The organism is Bizionia sp. (assembly GCF_048259285.1).
GTDB lineage: Bacteria > Bacteroidota > Bacteroidia > Flavobacteriales > Flavobacteriaceae > Algorimicrobium > Algorimicrobium hallyeonense.
On sequence record NZ_JBLXHU010000023.1, the window covers coordinates 1 to 21,317 of the forward strand.

Genomic DNA, 21,317 nt, shown 5'->3' on the forward strand with positions numbered 1-21,317 from the left:
TTAAAAGGCGTACATAAATGGCCAACCGCTACGTTTGGATCTGGAGTAGCTATAAGCCAGTTTGGAACCACATCTTCCGTGGCTTTCATCATTTTTGTCGCAATCTGATTTAGAATTTGCCCTTTATACGGAATTCCTTTTGGCATAACCACATCAAAAGCGCTTAACCTATCTGTTGCAACCATAACTAATTGCTCATTGTTTATATTATAAACTTCTCGAACTTTACCTTTATAAAGGCTTTTCTGTCCTGGAAAATTAAAATTGGTATCCGTAATTGTATTCATTTAAAGTTGGTTGTTGTTTGTTTGGTAAAAGTAAATTGTTTCTGAATGTCAAACAAATCTAAATGTAAAAAGGGAGAACTATTTGTTCTCCCTTTTATCAGCTGTTGATATATTTATATTAATTGAATCGGATGTTGTACGTTACACCAACTCCAACATTTGATAAATTTAAATCGTTTTCTGCAAAGGTATTTTGGTAATAGGCGTAAAAATTCCAATCGCGGTTATGGTAACCAACTTGTGGGTTAAGATACAAGCCACCATCATTATTATCTATATTGGCTAAAAAACCGTAACCTACATCAGCACCAAAAAATAAACCGTCTGGTGTAAAGTAATATCTAAAAAAGGCGGCAGCTGGAATAACACCAAAGTCCTCGAAGTCGTCATTTGCAAAATAATGGGTGTAACCAGATGCAAAACCTATGGCAACATTTGGGTTAAACAAATATTGTCCTCTAATGTCTGCCCCTACTGTAAAATCGGAAACATCACTTGCATCCCCTACAGGAATACCAGCTGTTAAGCCAACTTTTAACCAAGAGTTATCTGGTGTTAAATCTACATTGTCATCCTGTGCAAACATTGGACTAAATCCAAATAATAATGCTACTAAAAATAATTTTTTCATTTTGTCTCTTTTTTGATTAGAGTACAAAGTTGGACAATAAACAGAGAATTATCTTACAGCATTCAAGGCTATGTTTATAGAATTATAGGAAATCACCATTGAAAACCACTTCAAACACCTGACTACCAGCGTGAAACACCACAATAAAAAAGCCAGTTAGAAAACCGGCTTTTATAAGTAAAAAAATTAGTTTGTAGGTATTAGTCCACGTTCTCAATACTTTTATAGGCTTCAATAACTTTTTTTACCAATTTATGGCGAATAACATCCTTATCATCTAAAAATATCATCCCCACACCTTCTACGTTTTTCAAAATGAGCAAGGCTTCTTTTAGTCCGGAAATGGTGCGTCTTGGTAAATCTATTTGTCCAGGATCTCCTGTTAATAAGAACTTGGCATCTTTACCCATACGTGTTAAAAACATTTTCATTTGGGCATGTGTGGTGTTCTGACCTTCGTCTAAAATAACAAATGCATGATCCAAAGTTCGTCCACGCATAAAAGCTAAAGGTGCAATTTGAATGGTGCCGTTTTCAATATAATGCGCTAATTTTTCAGGCGCAATCATATCGCGTAAGGCATCATACAAAGGTTGCATGTAGGGATCTAATTTTTCCTTTAAATCGCCAGGAAGAAACCCCAAATTTTCACCAGCCTCAACCGCTGGACGTGTTAAAATAATCCGTTTAACTTCCTTATTTTTTAAGGCACGAACCGCTAAAGCCACACCGGTGTATGTTTTTCCTGTTCCAGCTGGACCAATAGCAAAAACCATATCGTTTTTACGCATGCTTTCTACCAATTTACGCTGATTGGCTGTTTGGGCTTTAATTAATCGGCCGTTAACACCATGAACAATCACTTCGCCACTTTTAGCGCTAGTCTCATAATCCGCTTTACTATCACTGGTTAAAACGCGTTCAATAACATTTTCGTCTATCTTATTGTATTTCATATAATGCTCCATGAGCATATTAAAGCGTTTATCAAATTCTTCCAGTAAATCTTCATCACCATAGGCTTTGATTTTATTACCTCTGGCAACAATTTTTAGTTTTGGATAATACTTTTTAAGGAGTTCTATATTAACGTTTTGTGCACCAAAAAAATCCTTTGGTGATACGTCTTCAAGTTCGATTATGATTTCGTTCAAAAGCTAGGCGATTTAATTAAATTAATCTATTTAGTTTTATTAGTTTTGTGTTTAAACAAAAATACACATTTTAATTTCGTGTTGGGTTAAAAAAATATCAACAATTCTAAATGGCAATCATTACATTAACAACTGACTTTGGGGAGAGAGATCACTTTGCAGGCGCAACCAAAGGTGCTATTTATAGCGAATTACCTGATGTAAAAATTGTTGATATCTCACATTCCATTTCGCCTTTTAGTATTCCTGAGGCAGCTTATATTATATTAAACGCTTTTAGTAGTTTCCCGAAAGGCACCATTCATATTATAGGTGTGGATTCAGAATTAAATGAAGAGAATAAACATATAGCCGTAAAATTAGATGGTCATTATTTTATTTGTGCCAACAATGGTATTATGAGTATGATTTGTGCCGAAATAGCACCCGAGAAAATTGTAGAAATTAATATCCATGACGCTATTATAACCAGTTTTCCGGTTTTAGATGTGTTTGTAAAAGTAGCCTGCCATATTGCTCGAGGTGGTACGCTGGAAGTAATTGGAAAGGTAATTAACACGATAAAACCTATAAAAAATATCATTCCGTTTGTTAATGATGAACGCACGCAGATAATTGGTCATATTATTTATATTGACAATTACGGGAATGTGATAACTAATATTAAACGTAACTTTTTTGAAAAAGTGCAATTGGGTCGTTCGTTTGAAATTTCCGCGAGAAACAAAACTTTCAATAAAATTTATAACAAATATAGTGATGTGGTAGATTTTAGTAAAGCGCCCGAAACACGGAATATTGAAGGTCATAGAATGGTGGTTTTTAATTCCTCTAGTTACCTAGAAATTGCCGTTTACAAGAGCAATCCAAATACCACCGGTAGCGCCTCATCATTGTTAGGTTTAGAACTTATGGATACTATTTCCGTTAATTTTTTAAAAGAATAAAATATGTTTGTACGTATTGTGAAATTGGGCTTTGAACCGAAACATATTGATACCTTTCTAGAAAATTTCCATAAAAACAAACAGGCTATTCGAGATTTTGAAGGATGCCAGTTTTTAGAATTATATCGCGATAAAAACAATACACATGTGTTTTTTACGTATAGTTATTGGAAAAGTGAAAACGATTTAGAAAATTACAGGCAATCTCAATTATTTAAAAGCATATGGTCTGTAACCAAACCCATGTTTAATATGAAACCTGAAGCTTGGAGTGTTGATAAGCTGGAATCGCTTGAATAGTGAATAGTGAATAGTGAATAGTGAATAGTGAATAGTGAATAGTGAATAGTGAATAGTGAATTTGGTTTTTGAAAAGGACAATACAAAAGAAATTTTACTTTTATTTTACTCACCGCTAACACCTAATACCTAATACCTAATACCTAATACCTAATACCTAAAATAGCATGTTTGCAATCCTCAAAAAAGAAATAAATGCCTTCTTCGCCTCCTCGATTGGCTATTTAGTGATTGCCATTTTTCTCATTTTAAACGGTTTATTTTTATGGCTTTTTATAGGGGAATTTAACATCCTTGATAATGGCTTTGCTGATTTGTCTAGCTTCTTTTTATTAGCACCTTGGATTCTGTTGTTTTTAATTCCTGCGGTTACCATGCGGAGTTTTTCAGACGAAAAAAAACAAGGCACTTTAGAACTATTAGTCACCAAACCCATCAGCTTATTTAAAATTGTTTTAGGAAAATATTTAGGCGCTTTTATACTTATTATCTTAGCCTTACTTCCTACGCTACTCTATGTATACACGGTGTACCAATTAGGAAACCCAGTAGGAAATATTGATTTTGGAAGTACGTTTGGTTCCTATATAGGTTTATTATTTCTGGCTGCGGCTTACACGGCAATTGGTGTGTTTGCTTCTAGTTTAACAGACAATCAAATAGTAGCTTTTATATCTGCTGTATTCTTGTGTTTCTTCTTTTATATTGGTTTAGAAGGTATTGCCGATTTTGTTTCTAGTAGTTTTATTGACCAACTCGGTATGAGTGCCCACTATAAAAGCATTAGTCGTGGTGTTATTGATACACGCGATTTACTGTACTTTATAAGTATCATTTTAGTGTTTTTGGTTTTTACAGTTCGGTTTATAACCACCCAACCATTCCACAAAAAAGAATTGACCACACTTGTACTACTTCCTTTAGGCCTACTTGTATTGAATATTTTTACACATAATTTTTATGAGCGTTTTGATTTAACTAAAGACCAACGCTACACCTTAAGTCAAGCTTCTCGAAGCATTATAGAATCGGTGGAATCGCCTATTATTATTGATGTTTTTTTAGATGGTTCCAATCTCCCTTCAGAATTCAGACGTTTACAAACGGAAACACGTCAACTTTTAGAAGAATTTAAATCGGAAAACAGTCAAATTTATTTCAATTTTATCAACCCACTAGAAGATGATAAAACGCGCGAGCAGAGTATTCAGGCCTTAAATGAGCGTGGTTTAAAACCCATGCAAGTTACCGTTCAAGATGCAGGGAAATCCAGTCAAGAAGTTATTTTTCCATGGGCTTTGGCAAGTTATAATGAAGTAACTATTAAAATTCCTTTAATTAAAAATAAAATTGGCGCTGATGTGCAAGAATTAGCTAGTAATTCCATTCAGCATTTAGAGTATGCATTTGCAGATGGTTTAAGCAAGCTGGTGAATCCAAAACGTCGTAAAATTGCAATTCTTAAAGGAAATAATCAGTTGAAGGATGCGCAAATTTTCGATTTTGCAAAAACTATAAAAGACTATTATTATATAGCAGCCTTTACTTTAGATAGCGTTCAAAGCACACCACAAAAAACGTTGGACGATTTAAAATCTTACGATTTAATTATTTCAGCTAAACCAACAGAGGCCTTTACAGAAGCTGAAAAATTGGTATTGGATCAATTTACCATGTCGGGTGGAAAAAGTCTGTGGCTGTTGGATAGAGTGGTAATTGAGCAGGATAGTTTGTTTAATGCGGAAGGAAAAAATATTGCGGTTGCTCGCGATTTGAATTTAACCGATTTCTTTTTCAAATACGGAGTCCGCATCAATCCAGTATTAATAAACGATCTCTACTCCGCGCCTATTACCTTGGCAACTGGAGACGGCAGCCAATCGCAATTTCAACAACTACCATGGTTTTATTCACCCTTGGTGACGGCCACATCCAAGCATCCCATTGTTAATAATTTGAACTTGATAAAATTTGATTTTGCCAATCAAATTGACACGCTGAAAAACGATATTCAAAAAACAGTATTATTACAAAGTTCCATACTTACCAAAATTGATGGCACACCTCGTGAAGTGAGCTTAGCTATGACAAACGAAGAGCCAGACCCAAATAAGTATGTAAATGGTCCTCAAAATTTGGCCGTTTTATTAGAAGGGGATTTTACATCCGTTTACCATAATCGCGTGAAACCATTTCATGTTGCTGATATTAAAAACACCAGTATTCCAACTAAAATGATTGTGATTGCAGATGGCGATGTCATTAAAAATGATGTAGGAAGAAATGGGCCTCTGGAATTAGGTTTTGATCGTTGGACAGGACAAGAATATGGTAACAAGGATTTTTTACTGAATGCCGTAAATTACCTGTTAGACGATAGTGGACTTATAAACATTCGATCTAAAGATATTTCTTTGGCTTTTTTAGACTATCAAAAAGTAGCGGACGAAAAAACCAAATGGCAAATTATTAATATGGTCTTACCGCTAGTGTTTTTAGCGGTTTTCGGATTATTATTCAACTTTCTCAGGAAACGAAAATACGCGAGATAAGCCTATAATATCTGGATGAGATTCCCTTTTTTATGGGAATGATTTGTTAATAAGTTTGTTTCCTATATTAATCGGTTTAGGATATATTTGTATGATTAACTTATTGAACTCATAAACGTATTTTACATAGATGAAATTTATAGTATCAAGTACCTATTTACTGAAACAATTACAAGTTCTTGGTGGTGTTATTAATAGTTCGAACACCTTACCTATTTTAGATAATTTTTTATTCGAATTAAACCAATCGGAACTTATTATTTCTGCGAGTGATTTAGAAACAACTATGTCTTCTAAATTAGAAGTGGAAAGTGATAATAGTGGTAGCGTTGCAGTACCTGCAAGACTATTGTTAGATACATTAAAAACCTTTCCAGAGCAACCTTTAACTTTTGTGGTTGAAGAAAATAATACAATTGAAATTAGCTCAAATCACGGTAAATATGCACTAGCATATGCTGATGGTGCCGAGTTTCCTAAACCAGTAACTCTAGAGGATGCTACAGCCACAACTTTAAATGGTGACATTTTAGCAACGGCTATCAACAAAACTATTTTTGCGGCAGGAAATGATGATTTACGTCCTGTAATGAGTGGTGTGTTTTTCCAGTTTTCTACCGAAGGCTTAACCTTTGTAGCTACCGATGCACACAAATTGGTAAAATATTCACGTGCCGATGTTCAGGCTTCTGAAGTCACAGAATTTATCATGCCTAAAAAACCTTTAAATTTATTAAAGGGTATTTTAGCCGCAAGTGATGACGATGTCACGATAGAATACAACGATTCGAATGCGAAATTCACCTTTGAAAACGTAGAATTAATTTGCCGATTAATTGATGGAAAATATCCAAACTATGAAGCGGTAATCCCAAAGGAGAATCCAAACAAACTTGTTATAAATAGAAATCAGTTTTTAAACTCGGTTCGTCGTGTGAGTATTTTCTCAAATAAAACAACGCACCAAATTCGTTTAAAGATTGCTGGTGCAGAATTAAATATTTCAGCAGAAGATATAGATTACTCAAACAAGGCAGAAGAGCGTTTAACCTGCGATTACCAAGGTGATGATATGCAAATTGGCTTCAACTCGCGTTTCTTAACCGAAATGTTAAACAACCTAACAAGTGACGATGTACAATTAGAAATGAGCTTACCAAATAGAGCCGGAATTCTAACACCTGTAGATGGTTTAGATGAAGGTGAACAAGTTACTATGTTAGTAATGCCTGTTATGTTGAATAACTAGTATATTCCTTCGGAAGAAGGAATATACTATATTAAAAATGCTCTCCGATTGGTGAGCATTTTTTTATAAATTTATTATAAATATCTCTCTCTATATATATTTACTTTATAAACGTAATGGAAAGCGGATAATTAGTTACTTCACCATTACTAGCTTTAATCGCATTTATTATAGGAAATATAAAAGCAATAACACCAATTACAATAAGCATTAAAAAGCCTAACCCTATAAGTATAATGGCTGGAATACTTAAAATAGCATAAATAAACATGCTGATTTGAAAGTTGACTATTTTCTTTCCATGGTCGTCCATTTTGAAAACCTTATCTTTTTGGGTTAACCAAATAATAAGAGGTACAATGAGTCCGCCAAAACCAGTAATGTACGTTAGTAGTTGACTTAAATGCGTTAATACTAATAATTGATTATCTTCTCTCATGATGATTATTGTTTATAGATTGATGTATTAATAGGACGTGAAACAGGATTAAATGTTACACCTAATATATATTAAATTACTGATTTAAAAATTATTTTTATAGATTACCCTATTCAAAACGTCAGTTAAACTGGCGGTGTTTTTCAGTATTTTCAGCAAATAGATACCTTTCAGGATTACTTATCGTGTTTTCAATTTTCACATAATCTATATAAAATTAAAAACACCCTACTATAATTAAAGTACCTTTGCTCTTAAGACATTATAATATTGAAAAAATTCCTAACAAACATAGAGCTATTTTTAAAAGGCTCCGATTTTTACCGAGGACTCAAAATTACTTTTGCTGTTTTAATTCCTCTAATAGCATTTAATTTTATAGGCTATTTTGAATTTGCACCTGCCATAGTAATTGGTGCTTTTTTAAATGCACCAGGTGATATTGCTGGCAGTATAAAACGAAAAGTAAATGCCATATTAATTAGTATTGGTTTAACCATGCTAATTACAGCTGTCATTTTGTTTCTAAAACCATACCTCCCACTTTTAGTTGTAGCCCTAGCCGTTATATCCTTTGTTGTATCTTTTATTTCGATCTATGGATTCCGCGCTTCCTTGGTGTCTTTCTCTGGATTACTTGCTATGGTACTGGCATTTGCAATTGAGAAAAAAACAGCACAAGAAATTTTCATACATATTGGACTCATGGGAATTGGTGGATTTTGGTATTTACTGGTGTCCTTTCTATTTCAAAAATTAGCACCCAAAAAAGAAGAAAACCAACTCCTATCAGACACGCTTTTACTTATTGGCGACTATTTAAAACTACGCGCACGGCTATTAACTAAAAGTAGCAAACGTGAAGAGCTTATTCAGAAGACCTTTGTACTTCAAACACAGATTAATGAGAAACACGAAACCTTAAGAGAAGTTCTTTTTACAGGAAGAAAACGATCTGGTCGTTCGCATTACGATGAAAAACAGGTGTTAATCTTTATATCATCTGTAAATATATTTGAACTCATTGAGGCCAAGCATTTAGATTACAATGAATTAGATAGATTGTTTGGCAATAATAAAAAGCATCTTAAAGCTGCTAAAAAACTGAATACCGTAATGGGCAACCACCTGATTAAGTTGTCAGAATTATTAATTCAGAATGATGAGCTACCCAATAGAGATAATTTATTAAAAGCACTTGCAAATGCACGTCAAGCTATTACAGATTATGTTAACGATGTTAAACTTCCAAAGGCTCTAGAAGGTTCACTTCTTTTGCGGAATCATTACGATTATCAAGAGCTTTTACTGGAAGAAATACGATCCATTAGGCGTGTCATGGCAAACGTACAACATGCTTCTAAAGTATCTTTAAAGCGCCAAGATGCCAAGCAATTCTTAACGCTTCAAGAATATCGTTTTAATGTTATTCTCCAAAACTTAAGCTTCAATTCAACATTATTTAGTCACGCCCTTCGTTTTACAGTAGCTATAGTATTTGCCTTTATTTTAGGAACAGTTTTTAATATTCATAATACCTATTGGATTCTATTAACCATAATTGTGATTATGAGACCCAATTACGGTTTAACGAAAGAGCGCTCCAAAGATCGTATTATAGGCACGTTAATAGGTTCTGCCTTTGCCATTGGTATTGTATTAATAACCCAAAACATTATGGTGTATGGTGTGTTAGCTATTATATCATTAACCCTAACATTTGCTTTAATTCAGCAAAACTATAAATCGGGAGCTGCATTCCTGACTATTAATATCATTTTTGTGTATTCATTAATGAATCCGAATACGTTTGAAGTTATTCAATACCGAATAATTGACACCATTATTGGCGCGGGTATTGCTGTCATTGCAAACTATTTTTTATGGCCATGTTGGGAAAGCAATAATTTAAAAGATGTATTGTTAAGCACCATTCAAAAAAACAAAGTTTACTTATTAGCCACTAAAGATTTATACCATGAAAAAAATGAAAATCAGCTAGCCTATAAAATTGCTAGAAAAGAAGTGTTTTTAGCCATTAGCAATCTGAATGCCGCATTCCAAAGGTTAACACAAGACCCAAAATCAAAGCAAAAGGAATTTCAGTTAATTTATAATTTAGTAACCTTAAACCAAACCATGGTTTCCGCTATTGCCTCCATTGGTAGTTTTATTCTAAATCATAATACCACAAAAGCATCTGAAGAGTTTGATGCCGTATTATTACATATTGTAGATAATCTACATCAGTCCTGCAAAGTGTTAGAAGGTACTGTTCCCGAAAATAGCCTAGATAAAAAGTCGGTAATCCGTGCGGAAGAATCCTTGTTAAGAGCCTATCAGAACTTATCGTGCTTACGGGATAAAGATATCCAAGATGGCAATACGGAAATAGATACGGATACCTTAAACCAATTACAAGAAGCCTATCTAATATCCAATCAACTTATTTGGTTAAAAACCTTATCTGAAAATTTAAAGAAAGCTACCAAGCAGTATAAGATAGTTTTGAATGGTAAGGGCTAAAATGGACATAAATACACTTTATTTAAGGCAATATAGAAATAAAAAAAACTATATAATATTACAGAGTGATAATGGTTAAGCACATATATTTGAAAGTAAATACTTAATTATAAGTAGATTGTTTTTATATTCAATTCAAAATTTTGTTACTTGTTATACCCAATTTTTCAGAACTTGTTTAAAATATATATTGTTTTTTTTGCGCTATTTTCTTCAGTATTTTATGCTGTAGGTCAAAATGATGTGCACGTAGACACATTAAAAATTAAACAAATAGGCCAAAAGGAAGGTTTAATACAGCTTAATGTAAAAGCCTTGGTTCAAGATAGTTTGGATTATCTTTGGTTAGCTACGGAAGATGGTTTACACCGTTATAATAGTGCAGATTTTAAAGTTTACAACAACAACCCTTTGGATTCCTTAAGTATACCAGAAGATCACGCTAGGGATTTATATATAGCAAACGACACACTTTTTATAGCCTCCAACTCCAAAGGAATTTTTGGATTGAAATTGTCTACAGATAAATTTATTGAGCTTTCAAAAAATGTGGAAGTTTTAAATACAAATACATCTTATAAAATTCGCCCTTTAGGTGAAAAAGTACTATTGTTTTCTTTTCGGAATGCGTTCATGATTTTCAATCGAGAAAATAAAACACTTAAAACCAAGAACCTACCAAAAAGCAAGATTGAAAATTACGTTCAAGATGTGTTTGCTTTAAATACAGATAATTATATACTAGCAACTACAGCATCTGGCCTTTTAAATTACAATATGAAAAGTGGCGTTATAAGCAACTTCAAAATGCTAGACGACAGCTCTCACAACGCAATCTTTATAAAAAATAGCACAATGTACATTGGTACAGATATAGGTTTTTATAGTTATGATTTGCAAACAAATAAAACAAACATTATTATCAATAATGATGGCGTGAATTGTTTTTATACAGGCCAAAATAATCGGATTTTAATAGGTGCAGATTCCGGGGCTTATACTTATTTTAGTAAAAAACAAAATCTAGTAAAACATGTATTTGTTGATCAAAATCATATGAGTTTCACACCCATTGAAATTAATGATATTAAAGGTGACAACGAAGGAAATTTATGGTTTGCCACAGATGGCGAGGGTTTGTTTCATTTTAATAGCTATCGGGAAAAATTTAAAACGCTCAAGTTAAAAATACCTGGCTTTTCAGCTTCAAAAAAAATAAGTTCCTTTCAATTTCTTCCGCTTAAAGACTCCACCTTACTCATAGGGAGCACGGTAGGTATTATTAAATATAATTTCAAAACACAAAAATTTAAGCAGTATCAAAATTATAGAGACGAATTAATTTACACCTTAATCAAAGATTTTAATGGCACTATATGGGCTGGTGGATTTACAACGGGCTTATTAAAATATAATTCAGAAACCGATAGATTTTTAGAAGTAAAAGGTGCAAATAACGGCATATCAAATCGTGATGTTATACAAATTACACCACGTTCTAAAACCGAACTGCTGGTGGCCACATGGTCTGGTGGACTGTATATGTACAATATAGAAACCAATACTTTTTCGGAATATCGCATTAATAATAAACCGTTGAACAGAGCGCGTACGTCATTCGTAGATTCTAAAAACAATCTGTGGTTAGGTACAGATGAAGGTGTTTTTAAGATAAACAAAAACGGACAGACTCAAAAACTTACAGCCGCAGATGAAAATGACAAGAAGTTGAGTAGCAACCGTGTTTTCGGTATCGCAGAAGACGCAAAAGGAAACATGTGGTTTGGCACTAGTGTTGGATTAACCAAATTAAATATCATGACCTTAAATACCACTATTTACTATAAGCAAAAAGGCCTCCCTAACGACTTTATTTACACCGTAATAGCGGATGATAAGGATAATATTTGGGTTAGTACCAATTATGGTATTTCTGTGCTAAATACAGACAACAATACCTTTACAAATTACACGCAAAATGATGGGCTTCAAAACAATGAATTTAATGGAAAAGCAGGTTTCAAGGACAGGAATGGCACCTTTTATTTTGGTGGAATAGATGGCATCAATATATTCCGGCCAACAACTATAAAAACAAGTCCGTTTTTACCAAAAGTACATATTGAGTCTATTGAGTTATTTAATACAGACATAAATAGAAATGAGCTTTATAGTAACAATATAGTGTTTAATAGTGATGAAAACGTATTGACCTTTAATTATAGGGCTATCAATTTCATCAATTCGGATAAAGTAGATTATGCCTATTATATGGAAGGGTTTGATGAATCCTGGAGACCCATCACCAAAAACAACAACATTACTTATACCAACCTAAATCCAGGAAACTATACCTTTAAAGTTAAAGCCACAAATGCAAACGGAATGTGGAGTCCCCATGAAGACACCATGCAACTCACCATTGTACCGCCATGGTATCAAACTACGCTTTTTAACATAGGAATCCTGCTCTTACTCTTAGGCTTAATTTTCGGTTTCTATTACTACAAAACCTATCGCTTAAATCAAGAAAAACACTTATTAGAAAAGACCGTAACAGCACGAACAAAGGAAGTGCAAGCAAAAAATGATGCATTAAATGAAGCTTATGAAGTTTCAATTTCGCAAAGAGAAAATATAAAATTTCTAATGCGGGAATTACAACATCGCGTAAAAAACAACCTACAAATTGTTTCTAGTTTATTAAACATACAATCACGACTTATTCAAGATGACTTGGCACATGAAGCCTTGCAAGTTGCAAAAAACAGAATTTTGGCCATTGCCTTTGTGGAAGATGCTCTAAAACTAGATTCCAAGACTATTGAAATAAAAACATTCACGATTAATTTGTGCAATAACATATTGGAGGCCTTGGGCGAATCGGAACAATTAAAATTTAGAATGCAGTACCAAATTAAACCTTTTGAATTACATAATTTGAATACAACGGTATACGGCTTAATTTTAAACGAACTAATTACAAACATCTCGAAACATGCATTTAGCACCTTTAGCGAAGCTAATTTAGTTACTGTAACCTGTTCAGAACATAACAATGTTTTGACATTGATAGTCAACGATAACGGTAAAGGCTATACGGAAACCGATACCAAATCCAATTCCATGGGCCTAGATCTAGTGCGAGATATGGTTACACAAGTAGATGGTTCAATAACTATAGAAAGTCATTTTGGAACCAAAAATATAATAAACATACCCTTAAAAAATGTATAAGTAAAGCACATAAAATTATGTTACACATATTACTAATAGAAGATGAATTGATAATTGCCAAGGACCTCCAATTGTCCTTAAACAAAGATCAATTTGCGCAAATAGATGTGGCAAGAAACTATGAAAGTGCCATAGCGCTATTTTTAAAAAATAATTACGACTTGATTATTTCAGACATCAACCTGAAATCGGATAAGGATGGTATAGACATTATAGAAAAAATTAGCGAAACCAAAATAATTCCCGTGGTATATCTTACCGCTTATTCCGATACAGATATTGTGGAGCGCGCAAAAAAAACGATGCCATTTGCCTATATTCTTAAACCGTTTAATCTTAATCAGCTGAAATTAACCATAAACTTAGCGCTCTTAAACTTTAAAAAATTTCAGGAAAATCTAGAACCGTCTGATGCCAATGCAGCCTTAGTAAAAACACTAACCAAGCGTGAAAAGGAAATTTTGGTCGTCCTAGCCTCGGGGAAATTAAGTAAAGAAATAGCCGCTACCCTAAATATTTCGGTGCTAACCGTTGAAAAACACAAACAAAACATCAGAAAAAAACTGAACCTGGTAACCATTGGCGAGTTAATTAATTTTGCATTAACCTCTAGGTTGTATGTGTTGAGTGATTAATTCCGAACCCACGAAGAATTTAACTAATAAAGCATTATAACTTTATTGTAGGATTTCGTCAGATGAAATCAACAGGTTTTTTAAAATTGTTAAAGTCCTGCTGAAATTAAGAATGGAAGGCATGTTTGCTTATAATATGAGTATATTTAGAACCTGAAATTTATAGCAATGACCCAATTCAAAAAACATAAAACAAGCCTAAATACTACAACGATGAAAGTGACCAAAGCCTTTATTATAGTAGCTACTGCACTAGTATTCGTGAGTTGTAAAACAATGCAAACGGCGAATGAATCGACTATTGAAACATCAATCTTCGAGAAATTAGCAAGCCTGAAAAATGTGGTGCGTATTGAAAAAAGAGAAGCCGTTAGTCATTTTGATGAAAACTATGAAATTTGGTTTCAACAGCCCATAGATCATAATGATTTAACCAAAGGCACTTTTAAGCAACGTGTTTTTTTAGGTTTCGAAAATATTAACAAACCCGTAATTGTTGAGCTTCGCGGTTATGGTATTGGTTCTGAAAAAGCTGGGGAACTCGCCAATCATTATCAAGCCAATCAGTTAACTATAGAGCATCGCTATTTTAATGATTCACGTCCTGAAAACATTGACTGGAATACCTTAACCGTTGAAAATGCGGCAAAAGATCAGAATTTTATTATTAATGAAATTAAAAATGTGCTCTATCCCGACGCGAAGTTTGTTACGACAGGAATCTCTAAAGGCTGCCAAACGACTATGGCACACAGAAGGTATTTTCCAAATACGGTAGATGCCAGTGTCTGTTATGTGGGACCTTTAAATTACCAACGTGAAGATCCTAGAGTATATTCATTTCTAAAAAGTGTTGGCACTAAAGACGATCGTGAGAAAATTAAGGCCTTTCAAAATTTATGTTTTGAAAATAGACAGGCGCTGTTAGAAATGATGAAAAAAGTGGGTCAAGAAAAAGGATTCTCTTGGGAATTTGGGGTTGAAAACGCCATAGATTACACAATTTTAGAATATTCATTCGCCTTTTGGCAATGGGGAACATCAGTTGATAGTATTCCATCTGGAGATGTTAAAGTGGAAGAACTATACAAGCATTTAATAGATGTGGTTGGTTATGGCTTTTTTGAAGAACAATCCGTGGCTAGTTTACAACCTTATTTTTGGGCGGCACTAACCGAACAAGGCATTTACGGATATGAAACGGCACCATTTAAAACGTATTTAAACACCGAAGAAATTTATAAATTCGATTGGGCTTTTCCTGAAGGCATTAGCAAAACATATAATTTAAAACCGATGCAGGATATTAAAACCTTTTTAGATACTTCGGCTCAAGATATGTTGTTTATTTATGGTGAATACGATTCTTGGAGTGCAACGGCCGTAGAGCTTACTGAAGACGCTTCAAAAAGAGCCGTTTATAAATATATAAATCCTAAAGGAAGTCATACTACAAGAATCAATAGCTTTAAGCCAGAAACGAAACAAGAAATTTACACCATTATAGATGGTTGGTTAGCTGAATAGCCTTCACGTTCGCAATGGATACAAACTATGCCGCCTCCCGAAAAGAAGGCGAAATAGAAGTCTAATAATTTGTATATAAAATGGAAATCTAATGGTTTATTACTAAACAATTAAATTAATAACCAAAAGGGTTATCTATACTGTGGATGGGCTGAGTAAACCATTTAGGCCCCGAATTTGTCATATATACGTGATCTTCATGACGGATTCCAAACGCATCTGGCACGCAAATCATAGGTTCAATACTAAACGTCATGCCTGGCTCTAAAACCGTGTGGTCGTTTTTAACAATATAAGGCCATTCGTGAATTCCTAAACCAATACCATGACCTGTTCTATGTGGTAATCCCGGTAATTTATAATCAGGGCCTAAACCATGTTTTTCTAAAGCAACGCGAGCTGCTTTATCAATATCTGCACAGGTATTTCCTAATTGAGACGCTTTAAAAGCAGCCAATTGTGTTTCTTTCTCGATATTCCAAATACGGGTTTGCTCCTCATTAGCAGTTCCAAAAACATAGGTTCTGGTAATATCTGAAAGATAATCATGAAGCATACAACCGGTATCAATCAATACCATGTCATTTTCTGCTAAATTTTTAGGCGCTTTGACGCCATGGGGAAACGAGGAATCGACACCAAACAACACGATACAAAAATATGAACCTGTTGGAATGCCGTGCTTTTTATGCGCTTCATGAATAAAATCTGTAACCTCTTTTGCCGAAATCCCCACGCGTAAAATTCGAGCTGTCGCTTTTTGAACCTCCAGCGTAATATCCATAGCATGTTGCATAATTGCAATTTCTGTTTCAGACTTTACCATTCTACACCCAGCCGTAATGGATTTTGCGTTGATTAAATTATAAGCGTTTTGCGCATTTTTTATGCCATCAATTACAAAAAAGGGTGTGGATTCATCCATCGCAATTTTACCTGCTTTTACCCCATTATTTTTCAGGATGTCTACAAATAGTTTGTACGGCGATTCATGTTCTATCCAACATGCAATAGTCCCTTCAATGAGCATAAAATCTAATATGGTTCCTTTTTCAAATTCAGGCGCTATATAAATAAGGGTTCCATTTGGAAATAATATAGCACCTACCATGCGCTCACTAGCACTCCATTTCATGCCTGTAAAATAAAATAAATTGGTCCCAGCATTCAAGTACATCGCTGGTATATTTTGATCTTGCATTAACTGACACGCCTTGTCAATACGCTGTTGAAATTCTTCTTTTTCTATGGGCTTAATTAAATGTGCTGTTGGTTTAATAGCGTTTAACTCTGCTTCTATTGTTGATCCTCCTATTCCTATCATGTTATTTAATATTTGGTCATTAATGCTTCAATATCACTAATTTCAATTGGCATTTTTTCTGTTAAATTTATAGTTCCATTTTCTGTAATGAGATAATCATTCTCTAACCTGCAACCAATACCTTCTTCAGGAATATAAATCCCAGGTTCGCAAGTGAGTACCATTCCCGCTTCTAAAGGTCGTGAATACAGCCCAACATCATGCACGTCTAATCCAATATGGTGTGCCGTACCATGCATAAAATATTTTTTATACAAGGGTTTATATGGATCCTGATTTGCAACCTCATCAACGTTTAATAACCCTAAAGCTATCAATTCAGTTTCCACCAATCGTGCCATTTGAGTTTCGTAATCTGAAGGTAAAACACCAGGTTTTAATAATTTACTCCCTTCTTTTAAACACTTTAAAACAGAAGAATAAACCTCTTTTTGTCTTGCTGAAAACTTACCGTTTACCGGAAAACAACGGGTTGTATCACTATTATAATTGGCATAGCACACGCCAAAATCTAATAATATCATATCGCCAGATTTACATAAGGCATCGTTTGCATTATAATGCAAAGCACAGGCATTTTTTCCTGAAGCCACAATGGGTTTAAAGGCATGTCGGGTTGCGCCCGATTGTATTAAATTATAGGATAATTCGGCTTCCAATTCGTATTCCTTTATGTCTGGTTTGCACGCTTTTAAAACGCGCATAAAACTAACAACGCTAATAGCTGCAGCCTTCTTAATTTGAAGAATTTCTTCTTCATGTTTTATGGGGCGTAACGCTCTTGTTATTTTTGCAGCGCGATAATAATCATGCAAAGGATATTTTTCTTTACACCATTTAATCATTCTGTCTTGTTGCGTTTCTTGATCCTTGGTAACTCGTTTTAAATGTTCATTATGTCCTAGATAAAACCCATCGGCTTCAAAAGCCATGTATTGTAAGGTCATTTCAAAATCATGAATCCACTCAACACGTTCAATTCCTGAAATTTCTATGGCTTGTTCTTTGGTGAGTTTTTCACCATCCCAAACTTTTATCTGTTCATTGGTTTCCTTGATAAATAAAATGACTTTATTTTCTTTTTTGTAGGCATCCGGATAAAGCACTAATATCGTATCTTCTTGATCAATTCCAGAGAGATAAAATAAATCGTTGTTTTGCGTAAACCCCATAACATCGTCGGCATTGTTATGTTTTACATCGTTAGATGTTAAAATAGCAATGGTATTAGGTTGCATTTTAGAAATAAAGTTCGTTCTGTTTTTTTTGAATAAGGTATTTGAAATGGAGTCGTATCTCATATTGAAATTTTGTGTAAATATAACGTAGCTGTAAAATGGATAAAATCGAAAGTAATCCTTTTATTTGAAAATAGCAATCCGTTGCGCTGGTATTGATACTGAAATTAGGCGCTCACCTCCAACTTTTATAGTCGTGTAATGCGTTGCTGTAATTAAGCTTTTCAAGAAAATATGCGTACGTTTTTATATAAAAAAGCTGACTAAAATATAAGTTTTAGTCAGCCTTTTTTCATTATTTAAGAATTAACCGTCGTGATTAGTATGATCTTCCGCTTTCATGTCACCAGATTGGTTCATTTCCATATCATGGTCATATTTACAACAGCCTGGTAAATTTTCGTATGCATCTAAATCACCTGTTGCTTTTTCCGTATCGTAACCCGATGCTGCAATGGCGTTATGAATGGCCATTTCGTTTGTTTTTTCATCATCAAAAGTCACATCGAGTTTCTTTTTATCAACGTCCCAATTGGCGCTAGACACACCTTCCACGCCATTCGCGGCTTTTTCAATAGTGGATTTACACATTCCACAATTACCTCTTACACCAAAAGAAACCTCTGCCATAGCTAGTTCTTGTGATACTTCGGTTGTTGTTTCTGTTTCTTGTTTCGCTTCGTTTTTACAACTTGTGAAACCTATAGCTGCTAATAGCGCTACACCTAAAATTACGTGTTTGTTTGAAAAATTCATAGTTTAAAATTTAATTATTAATTATTGTGTTTACTTATTCTATTACCTGTTTTACGTCGCCACAAGTAAGCATAGCGTCTCCAAAATACGGATTGAAAACGGTTTCTTCCTTACTTAACCAATAGGCGCCTTTATTATTATCTACCATCGGACAGTATTGATGATACACTTTTTCATTAATGCCAAAGACTTCAATAGCATTGGTTAATTGCCTTGATAGGCTTTTAAAATTAGTTCTTTGAACTTTAATATCTGTCGTTTTGGAAATGGCTATGGCTGCCGCTTTTATGTCGGTTTCTAAAGCCATCCAATGGTTATGAACATCATTATTTTTTAGAAGTTTCATATCCACTTTAGCTGTATTTTCTATGAGTTCTTTTGATTTGCTTTGCACCTTTTGGGAATCATCTTCAACTAAAGCATCTTTTAATTGGATATAGTCATTAAAAACCGTTTTTAATTGATTTTGAAATGCTTTTGGTACGTTGACTCTTTCATTCAAATTGAAAGGCGCTTTAGTTTCATTTGAAGCTGCTTCTTCCCTATTTTGATGTGCTTCGTGACCTGACGCTTTATTCATCATGGATTTTTTCCCTTGTAATTGTGCTGCGGCATCTATGGTAAATGTGCCGTTGGTTACGATTTCGTTTCCAGCAAATAAGCCTTCTAAAACTTGGTAGTTATCACCTATTTTATTACCTAAAGTAATGTTACGCATTTCAAAAATGGGTTGATTAGGATCGGTTTTTAAATATACCACAGAGCGTTCACCTGTCCACATAACGGCTGAAGCTGGAATGGTTAAAACCTCATCTTTAGTTGAAGTAACACCCTTAATTTGCCCTTCAACAAACATACCTGGTTTAAAGATATTCTCTTTATTATTTAAAACCGCTCTTAATTTTACAGTCCGTGTTTGGGTATTTAAAATCGGGTTTATAAAATCGACTTTCGCCTTAATGTCTTCTTTGGTATTAGCATTTGTTGTTATAGAAATCTCCTGACCTTTTTTAAATAAATCAATTTGATTCTCATACACATCAAAACTTGCCCAAACCGTATTGAGATTGGCTATTTTAAGTAATGGCTGACCTTGTTTAACATAGTCGCCTTGTTCAACCAGTTTTTCTGAAACCGTACCAGAAACAGTTGCATACACAGGAAAATTTTCTTGTACGTTTCCCGATGTTTCAATTTGATTGATTTGGCTTTCAGACAATTTCCATAACTTCAATTTATTACGAACCGCTTTGTATAAAGCAGGTTGCGACTCTTTTAAAGACGAGGCTGTAATGAGTTCCTGTTGTGCGGCATACAGTTCTGGCGAGTAAATAGTTGCTAATAACTGACCCTTACGAACTTCTTCGCCTGTAGAATTCACGTTCAAGCGTTCTAACCGTCCTGAAAAATAACTGACTTGTACGGCATTTGCCTCTTCATTTTCCACAATTTTCCCAGATAATTTGATGGTATTACCTTCTGTTTGCCCACTTCCAACAATAGAGGTTTGAATGTTTGCCAAAGCCATGGCGTTTTCGGTGAGCTTGAACTGATCGGCTAACAAACCATCTGCACCAGCTTCTGCAGGAATTAAATCCATGCCACAAATAGGGCAATCACCAGGTTCGGGTTGCATAATTTGTGGATGCATAGAACAGGTCCACATTTGATTGATTTGTGCTACGGTATCGTGATTGTGTTCAGTTTCATTATTGGATTTTCCACCGAAAATCATCCAACCTAAAAGTAATCCTACTCCTAAAATTGCGATGTAAATGCTATATTTTTTCATAATTTATTCTTTTTGACCAAGACCTAACAGGTTTTTGAAACCTGTTAGGTCTGGATTAGGATTGTAATTATTTTTCATTTTCCAAACGCTTAATCATTGCCTTCATTTCTTCAATTTCTTTTCGCTGTGCTTCAATAATATCCTCTGCTAACTTTTTGACTTCTGGGTCTTTGATATCTGCGCGTTCACTTGTTAAAATCGCAATGGAATGATGTGGAATCATACCTTTCATCCATAACACATCGCCAACGGTTGATTTTTGGTCACGTACCAAACCTAAAGCACCAAGAAAAAGGACGATGCTACCAATGATTATTCCCAGATTTTTCTTTTTATCCTTATACATAGTCTTCATAAAGAAGAACATAATTAAGGCCATGGCTGCAATGCCTAAACAGACCATATAAAACCTGGTTAAACTGAACCAGACATGGTCAAACTCATATGTGTTTAAGTACATGGTAATATACATGGCTATAAATGAGCAAACCAACATTAGAAAGAATTTTGTGTAATTGCTCGTTCCGTTTTTGCTTGTATCTACTTGTGTATTCATGATTTTTAGTTTTTAAATTAATAGTCGTTTAAATTTTTGTTGTTCTTTAATAGTCCATAATCGTTATCGGAATTTTGAAACCTAACAGGTTTTTAAAACCTGTTAGGTTTGGTTTCGCGCTAAATTTATACTTTAGATAACTCATCGTTTTCATTTTAATTAGTTTT

17 protein-coding genes are annotated in these 21,317 nt (G+C 34.1%); 8 read left to right on the forward strand and 9 right to left on the reverse strand.

The genetic code is table 11. The features are described 5' to 3' along the window. From ACN0QX_RS11155 to ACN0QX_RS11165, 3 genes are all read right to left on the reverse strand, one after another. A partial coding sequence (locus tag ACN0QX_RS11155) for a phosphoribosylaminoimidazolesuccinocarboxamide synthase (protein ID WP_417197029.1) occupies positions 1–287 on the reverse strand: 287 nt, incomplete at its 3' end. A gap of 118 nt (positions 288–405) precedes the next feature. Next, the gene (locus ACN0QX_RS11160) at positions 406–918 is read right to left on the reverse strand and encodes a hypothetical protein (protein ID WP_248399034.1); all 513 of its coding nucleotides are present in this window, start codon (positions 916–918) and stop codon (positions 406–408) included. 200 nt (positions 919–1,118) lie between these two features. Further along, positions 1,119–2,072, reverse strand: a complete 954-nt coding sequence (locus ACN0QX_RS11165) for a PhoH family protein (RefSeq protein ID WP_248399032.1) — start codon at positions 2,070–2,072, stop codon at positions 1,119–1,121. A gap of 110 nt (positions 2,073–2,182) precedes the next feature. Here ACN0QX_RS11165 and ACN0QX_RS11170 point away from each other — a divergent pair, with 110 nt between their 5' ends. The 4 genes from ACN0QX_RS11170 to dnaN all read left to right on the forward strand — a co-directional run bounded on the left by ACN0QX_RS11170 (position 2,183) and on the right by dnaN (position 7,120). Further along, entirely contained in the window at positions 2,183–3,019 is an 837-nt protein-coding gene (locus ACN0QX_RS11170; RefSeq protein WP_248399030.1) for an SAM hydrolase/SAM-dependent halogenase family protein, read from the forward strand. Positions 3,020–3,022: 3 nt separating this feature from the next. Further along, entirely contained in the window at positions 3,023–3,319 is a 297-nt protein-coding gene (locus ACN0QX_RS11175; RefSeq protein ID WP_248399028.1) for a putative quinol monooxygenase, read from the forward strand. 167 nt (positions 3,320–3,486) lie between these two features. After that, positions 3,487–5,871 carry a gliding motility-associated ABC transporter substrate-binding protein GldG gene (gldG, locus tag ACN0QX_RS11180; RefSeq protein ID WP_417197032.1) on the forward strand — a complete coding sequence of 795 codons (2,385 nt, stop codon included), beginning with the start codon at positions 3,487–3,489 and terminating at the stop codon, positions 5,869–5,871. A 130-nt stretch (positions 5,872–6,001) separates the two neighbouring features. Beyond that, entirely contained in the window at positions 6,002–7,120 is a 1,119-nt protein-coding gene (gene dnaN, locus ACN0QX_RS11185) for a DNA polymerase III subunit beta (protein WP_248399024.1), read from the forward strand. 100 nt (positions 7,121–7,220) lie between these two features. Here dnaN and ACN0QX_RS11190 read toward each other — a convergent pair whose 3' ends face one another. Continuing rightward, positions 7,221–7,559, reverse strand: a complete 339-nt coding sequence (locus tag ACN0QX_RS11190) for a DUF4870 domain-containing protein (RefSeq protein WP_417197035.1) — start codon at positions 7,557–7,559, stop codon at positions 7,221–7,223. A 270-nt stretch (positions 7,560–7,829) separates the two neighbouring features. On the opposite strand from ACN0QX_RS11190, the gene ACN0QX_RS11195 reads away from it, so the two are divergent. From ACN0QX_RS11195 to ACN0QX_RS11210, 4 genes are all read left to right on the forward strand, one after another. After that, on the forward strand, positions 7,830–10,085 hold the full coding sequence (locus ACN0QX_RS11195) for an FUSC family membrane protein (protein WP_417197037.1): 2,256 nt from the start codon (positions 7,830–7,832) through the stop codon (positions 10,083–10,085). A gap of 150 nt (positions 10,086–10,235) precedes the next feature. Next, on the forward strand, positions 10,236–13,322 hold the full coding sequence (locus ACN0QX_RS11200; RefSeq protein WP_417197039.1) for a ligand-binding sensor domain-containing protein: 3,087 nt from the start codon (positions 10,236–10,238) through the stop codon (positions 13,320–13,322). Between the two features lie 17 nt (positions 13,323–13,339). Beyond that, entirely contained in the window at positions 13,340–13,957 is a 618-nt protein-coding gene (locus ACN0QX_RS11205) for a response regulator transcription factor (protein ID WP_248399016.1), read from the forward strand. 168 nt (positions 13,958–14,125) lie between these two features. After that, a complete protein-coding gene (locus ACN0QX_RS11210; RefSeq protein WP_417197041.1) occupies positions 14,126–15,484 on the forward strand; it encodes a S28 family serine protease in 1,359 nt (452 codons plus the stop codon). 115 nt (positions 15,485–15,599) lie between these two features. Here the strand turns inward: ACN0QX_RS11210 and ACN0QX_RS11215 are convergent, their stop codons facing one another. From ACN0QX_RS11215 to ACN0QX_RS11235, 5 genes are all read right to left on the reverse strand, one after another. Continuing rightward, positions 15,600–16,808 (reverse strand): M24 family metallopeptidase, encoded by a 1,209-nt coding sequence (locus ACN0QX_RS11215; RefSeq protein WP_417197043.1) that lies wholly within the window; start codon positions 16,806–16,808, stop codon positions 15,600–15,602. Positions 16,809–16,813: 5 nt separating this feature from the next. Further along, positions 16,814–18,109: an aminopeptidase P family protein gene (locus ACN0QX_RS11220; RefSeq protein WP_417197045.1), complete on the reverse strand. Its 1,296-nt coding sequence runs from the start codon at positions 18,107–18,109 to the stop codon at positions 16,814–16,816. A 243-nt stretch (positions 18,110–18,352) separates the two neighbouring features. After that, a complete protein-coding gene (locus ACN0QX_RS11225) occupies positions 18,353–18,802 on the reverse strand; it encodes a heavy-metal-associated domain-containing protein (protein ID WP_417197047.1) in 450 nt (149 codons plus the stop codon). A gap of 34 nt (positions 18,803–18,836) precedes the next feature. Then, complete coding sequence (locus ACN0QX_RS11230) at positions 18,837–20,594, reverse strand: efflux RND transporter periplasmic adaptor subunit (RefSeq protein WP_417197049.1); 1,758 nt, start codon at positions 20,592–20,594, stop codon at positions 18,837–18,839. Between the two features lie 67 nt (positions 20,595–20,661). Continuing rightward, positions 20,662–21,150, reverse strand: a complete 489-nt coding sequence (locus tag ACN0QX_RS11235) for a DUF305 domain-containing protein (protein WP_417197051.1) — start codon at positions 21,148–21,150, stop codon at positions 20,662–20,664. Positions 21,151–21,317 lie beyond the last annotated feature (167 nt).

Excerpts from the sequence above, each read along its gene's own strand:
- ACN0QX_RS11160 (WP_248399034.1), bottom strand. The coding sequence starts at position 918 with ATGAAAAAATTATTTTTAGTAGCATTATTATTTGGATTTAGTCCAATG.
- ACN0QX_RS11170 (WP_248399030.1), top strand. The coding sequence starts at position 2,183 with ATGGCAATCATTACATTAACAACTGACTTTGGGGAGAGAGATCACTTT.
- ACN0QX_RS11175 (WP_248399028.1), top strand. The coding sequence starts at position 3,023 with ATGTTTGTACGTATTGTGAAATTGGGCTTTGAACCGAAACATATTGAT.
- gldG (WP_417197032.1), top strand. The coding sequence starts at position 3,487 with ATGTTTGCAATCCTCAAAAAAGAAATAAATGCCTTCTTCGCCTCCTCG.
- dnaN (WP_248399024.1), top strand. The coding sequence starts at position 6,002 with ATGAAATTTATAGTATCAAGTACCTATTTACTGAAACAATTACAAGTT.
- ACN0QX_RS11190 (WP_417197035.1), bottom strand. The coding sequence starts at position 7,559 with ATGAGAGAAGATAATCAATTATTAGTATTAACGCATTTAAGTCAACTA.
- ACN0QX_RS11205 (WP_248399016.1), top strand. The coding sequence starts at position 13,340 with ATGTTACACATATTACTAATAGAAGATGAATTGATAATTGCCAAGGAC.
- ACN0QX_RS11210 (WP_417197041.1), top strand. The coding sequence starts at position 14,126 with ATGACCCAATTCAAAAAACATAAAACAAGCCTAAATACTACAACGATG.
- ACN0QX_RS11215 (WP_417197043.1), bottom strand. The coding sequence starts at position 16,808 with ATGATAGGAATAGGAGGATCAACAATAGAAGCAGAGTTAAACGCTATT.
- ACN0QX_RS11220 (WP_417197045.1), bottom strand. The coding sequence starts at position 18,109 with ATGAGATACGACTCCATTTCAAATACCTTATTCAAAAAAAACAGAACG.
- ACN0QX_RS11225 (WP_417197047.1), bottom strand. The coding sequence starts at position 18,802 with ATGAATTTTTCAAACAAACACGTAATTTTAGGTGTAGCGCTATTAGCA.
- ACN0QX_RS11230 (WP_417197049.1), bottom strand. The coding sequence starts at position 20,594 with ATGAAAAAATATAGCATTTACATCGCAATTTTAGGAGTAGGATTACTT.
- ACN0QX_RS11235 (WP_417197051.1), bottom strand. The coding sequence starts at position 21,150 with ATGAATACACAAGTAGATACAAGCAAAAACGGAACGAGCAATTACACA.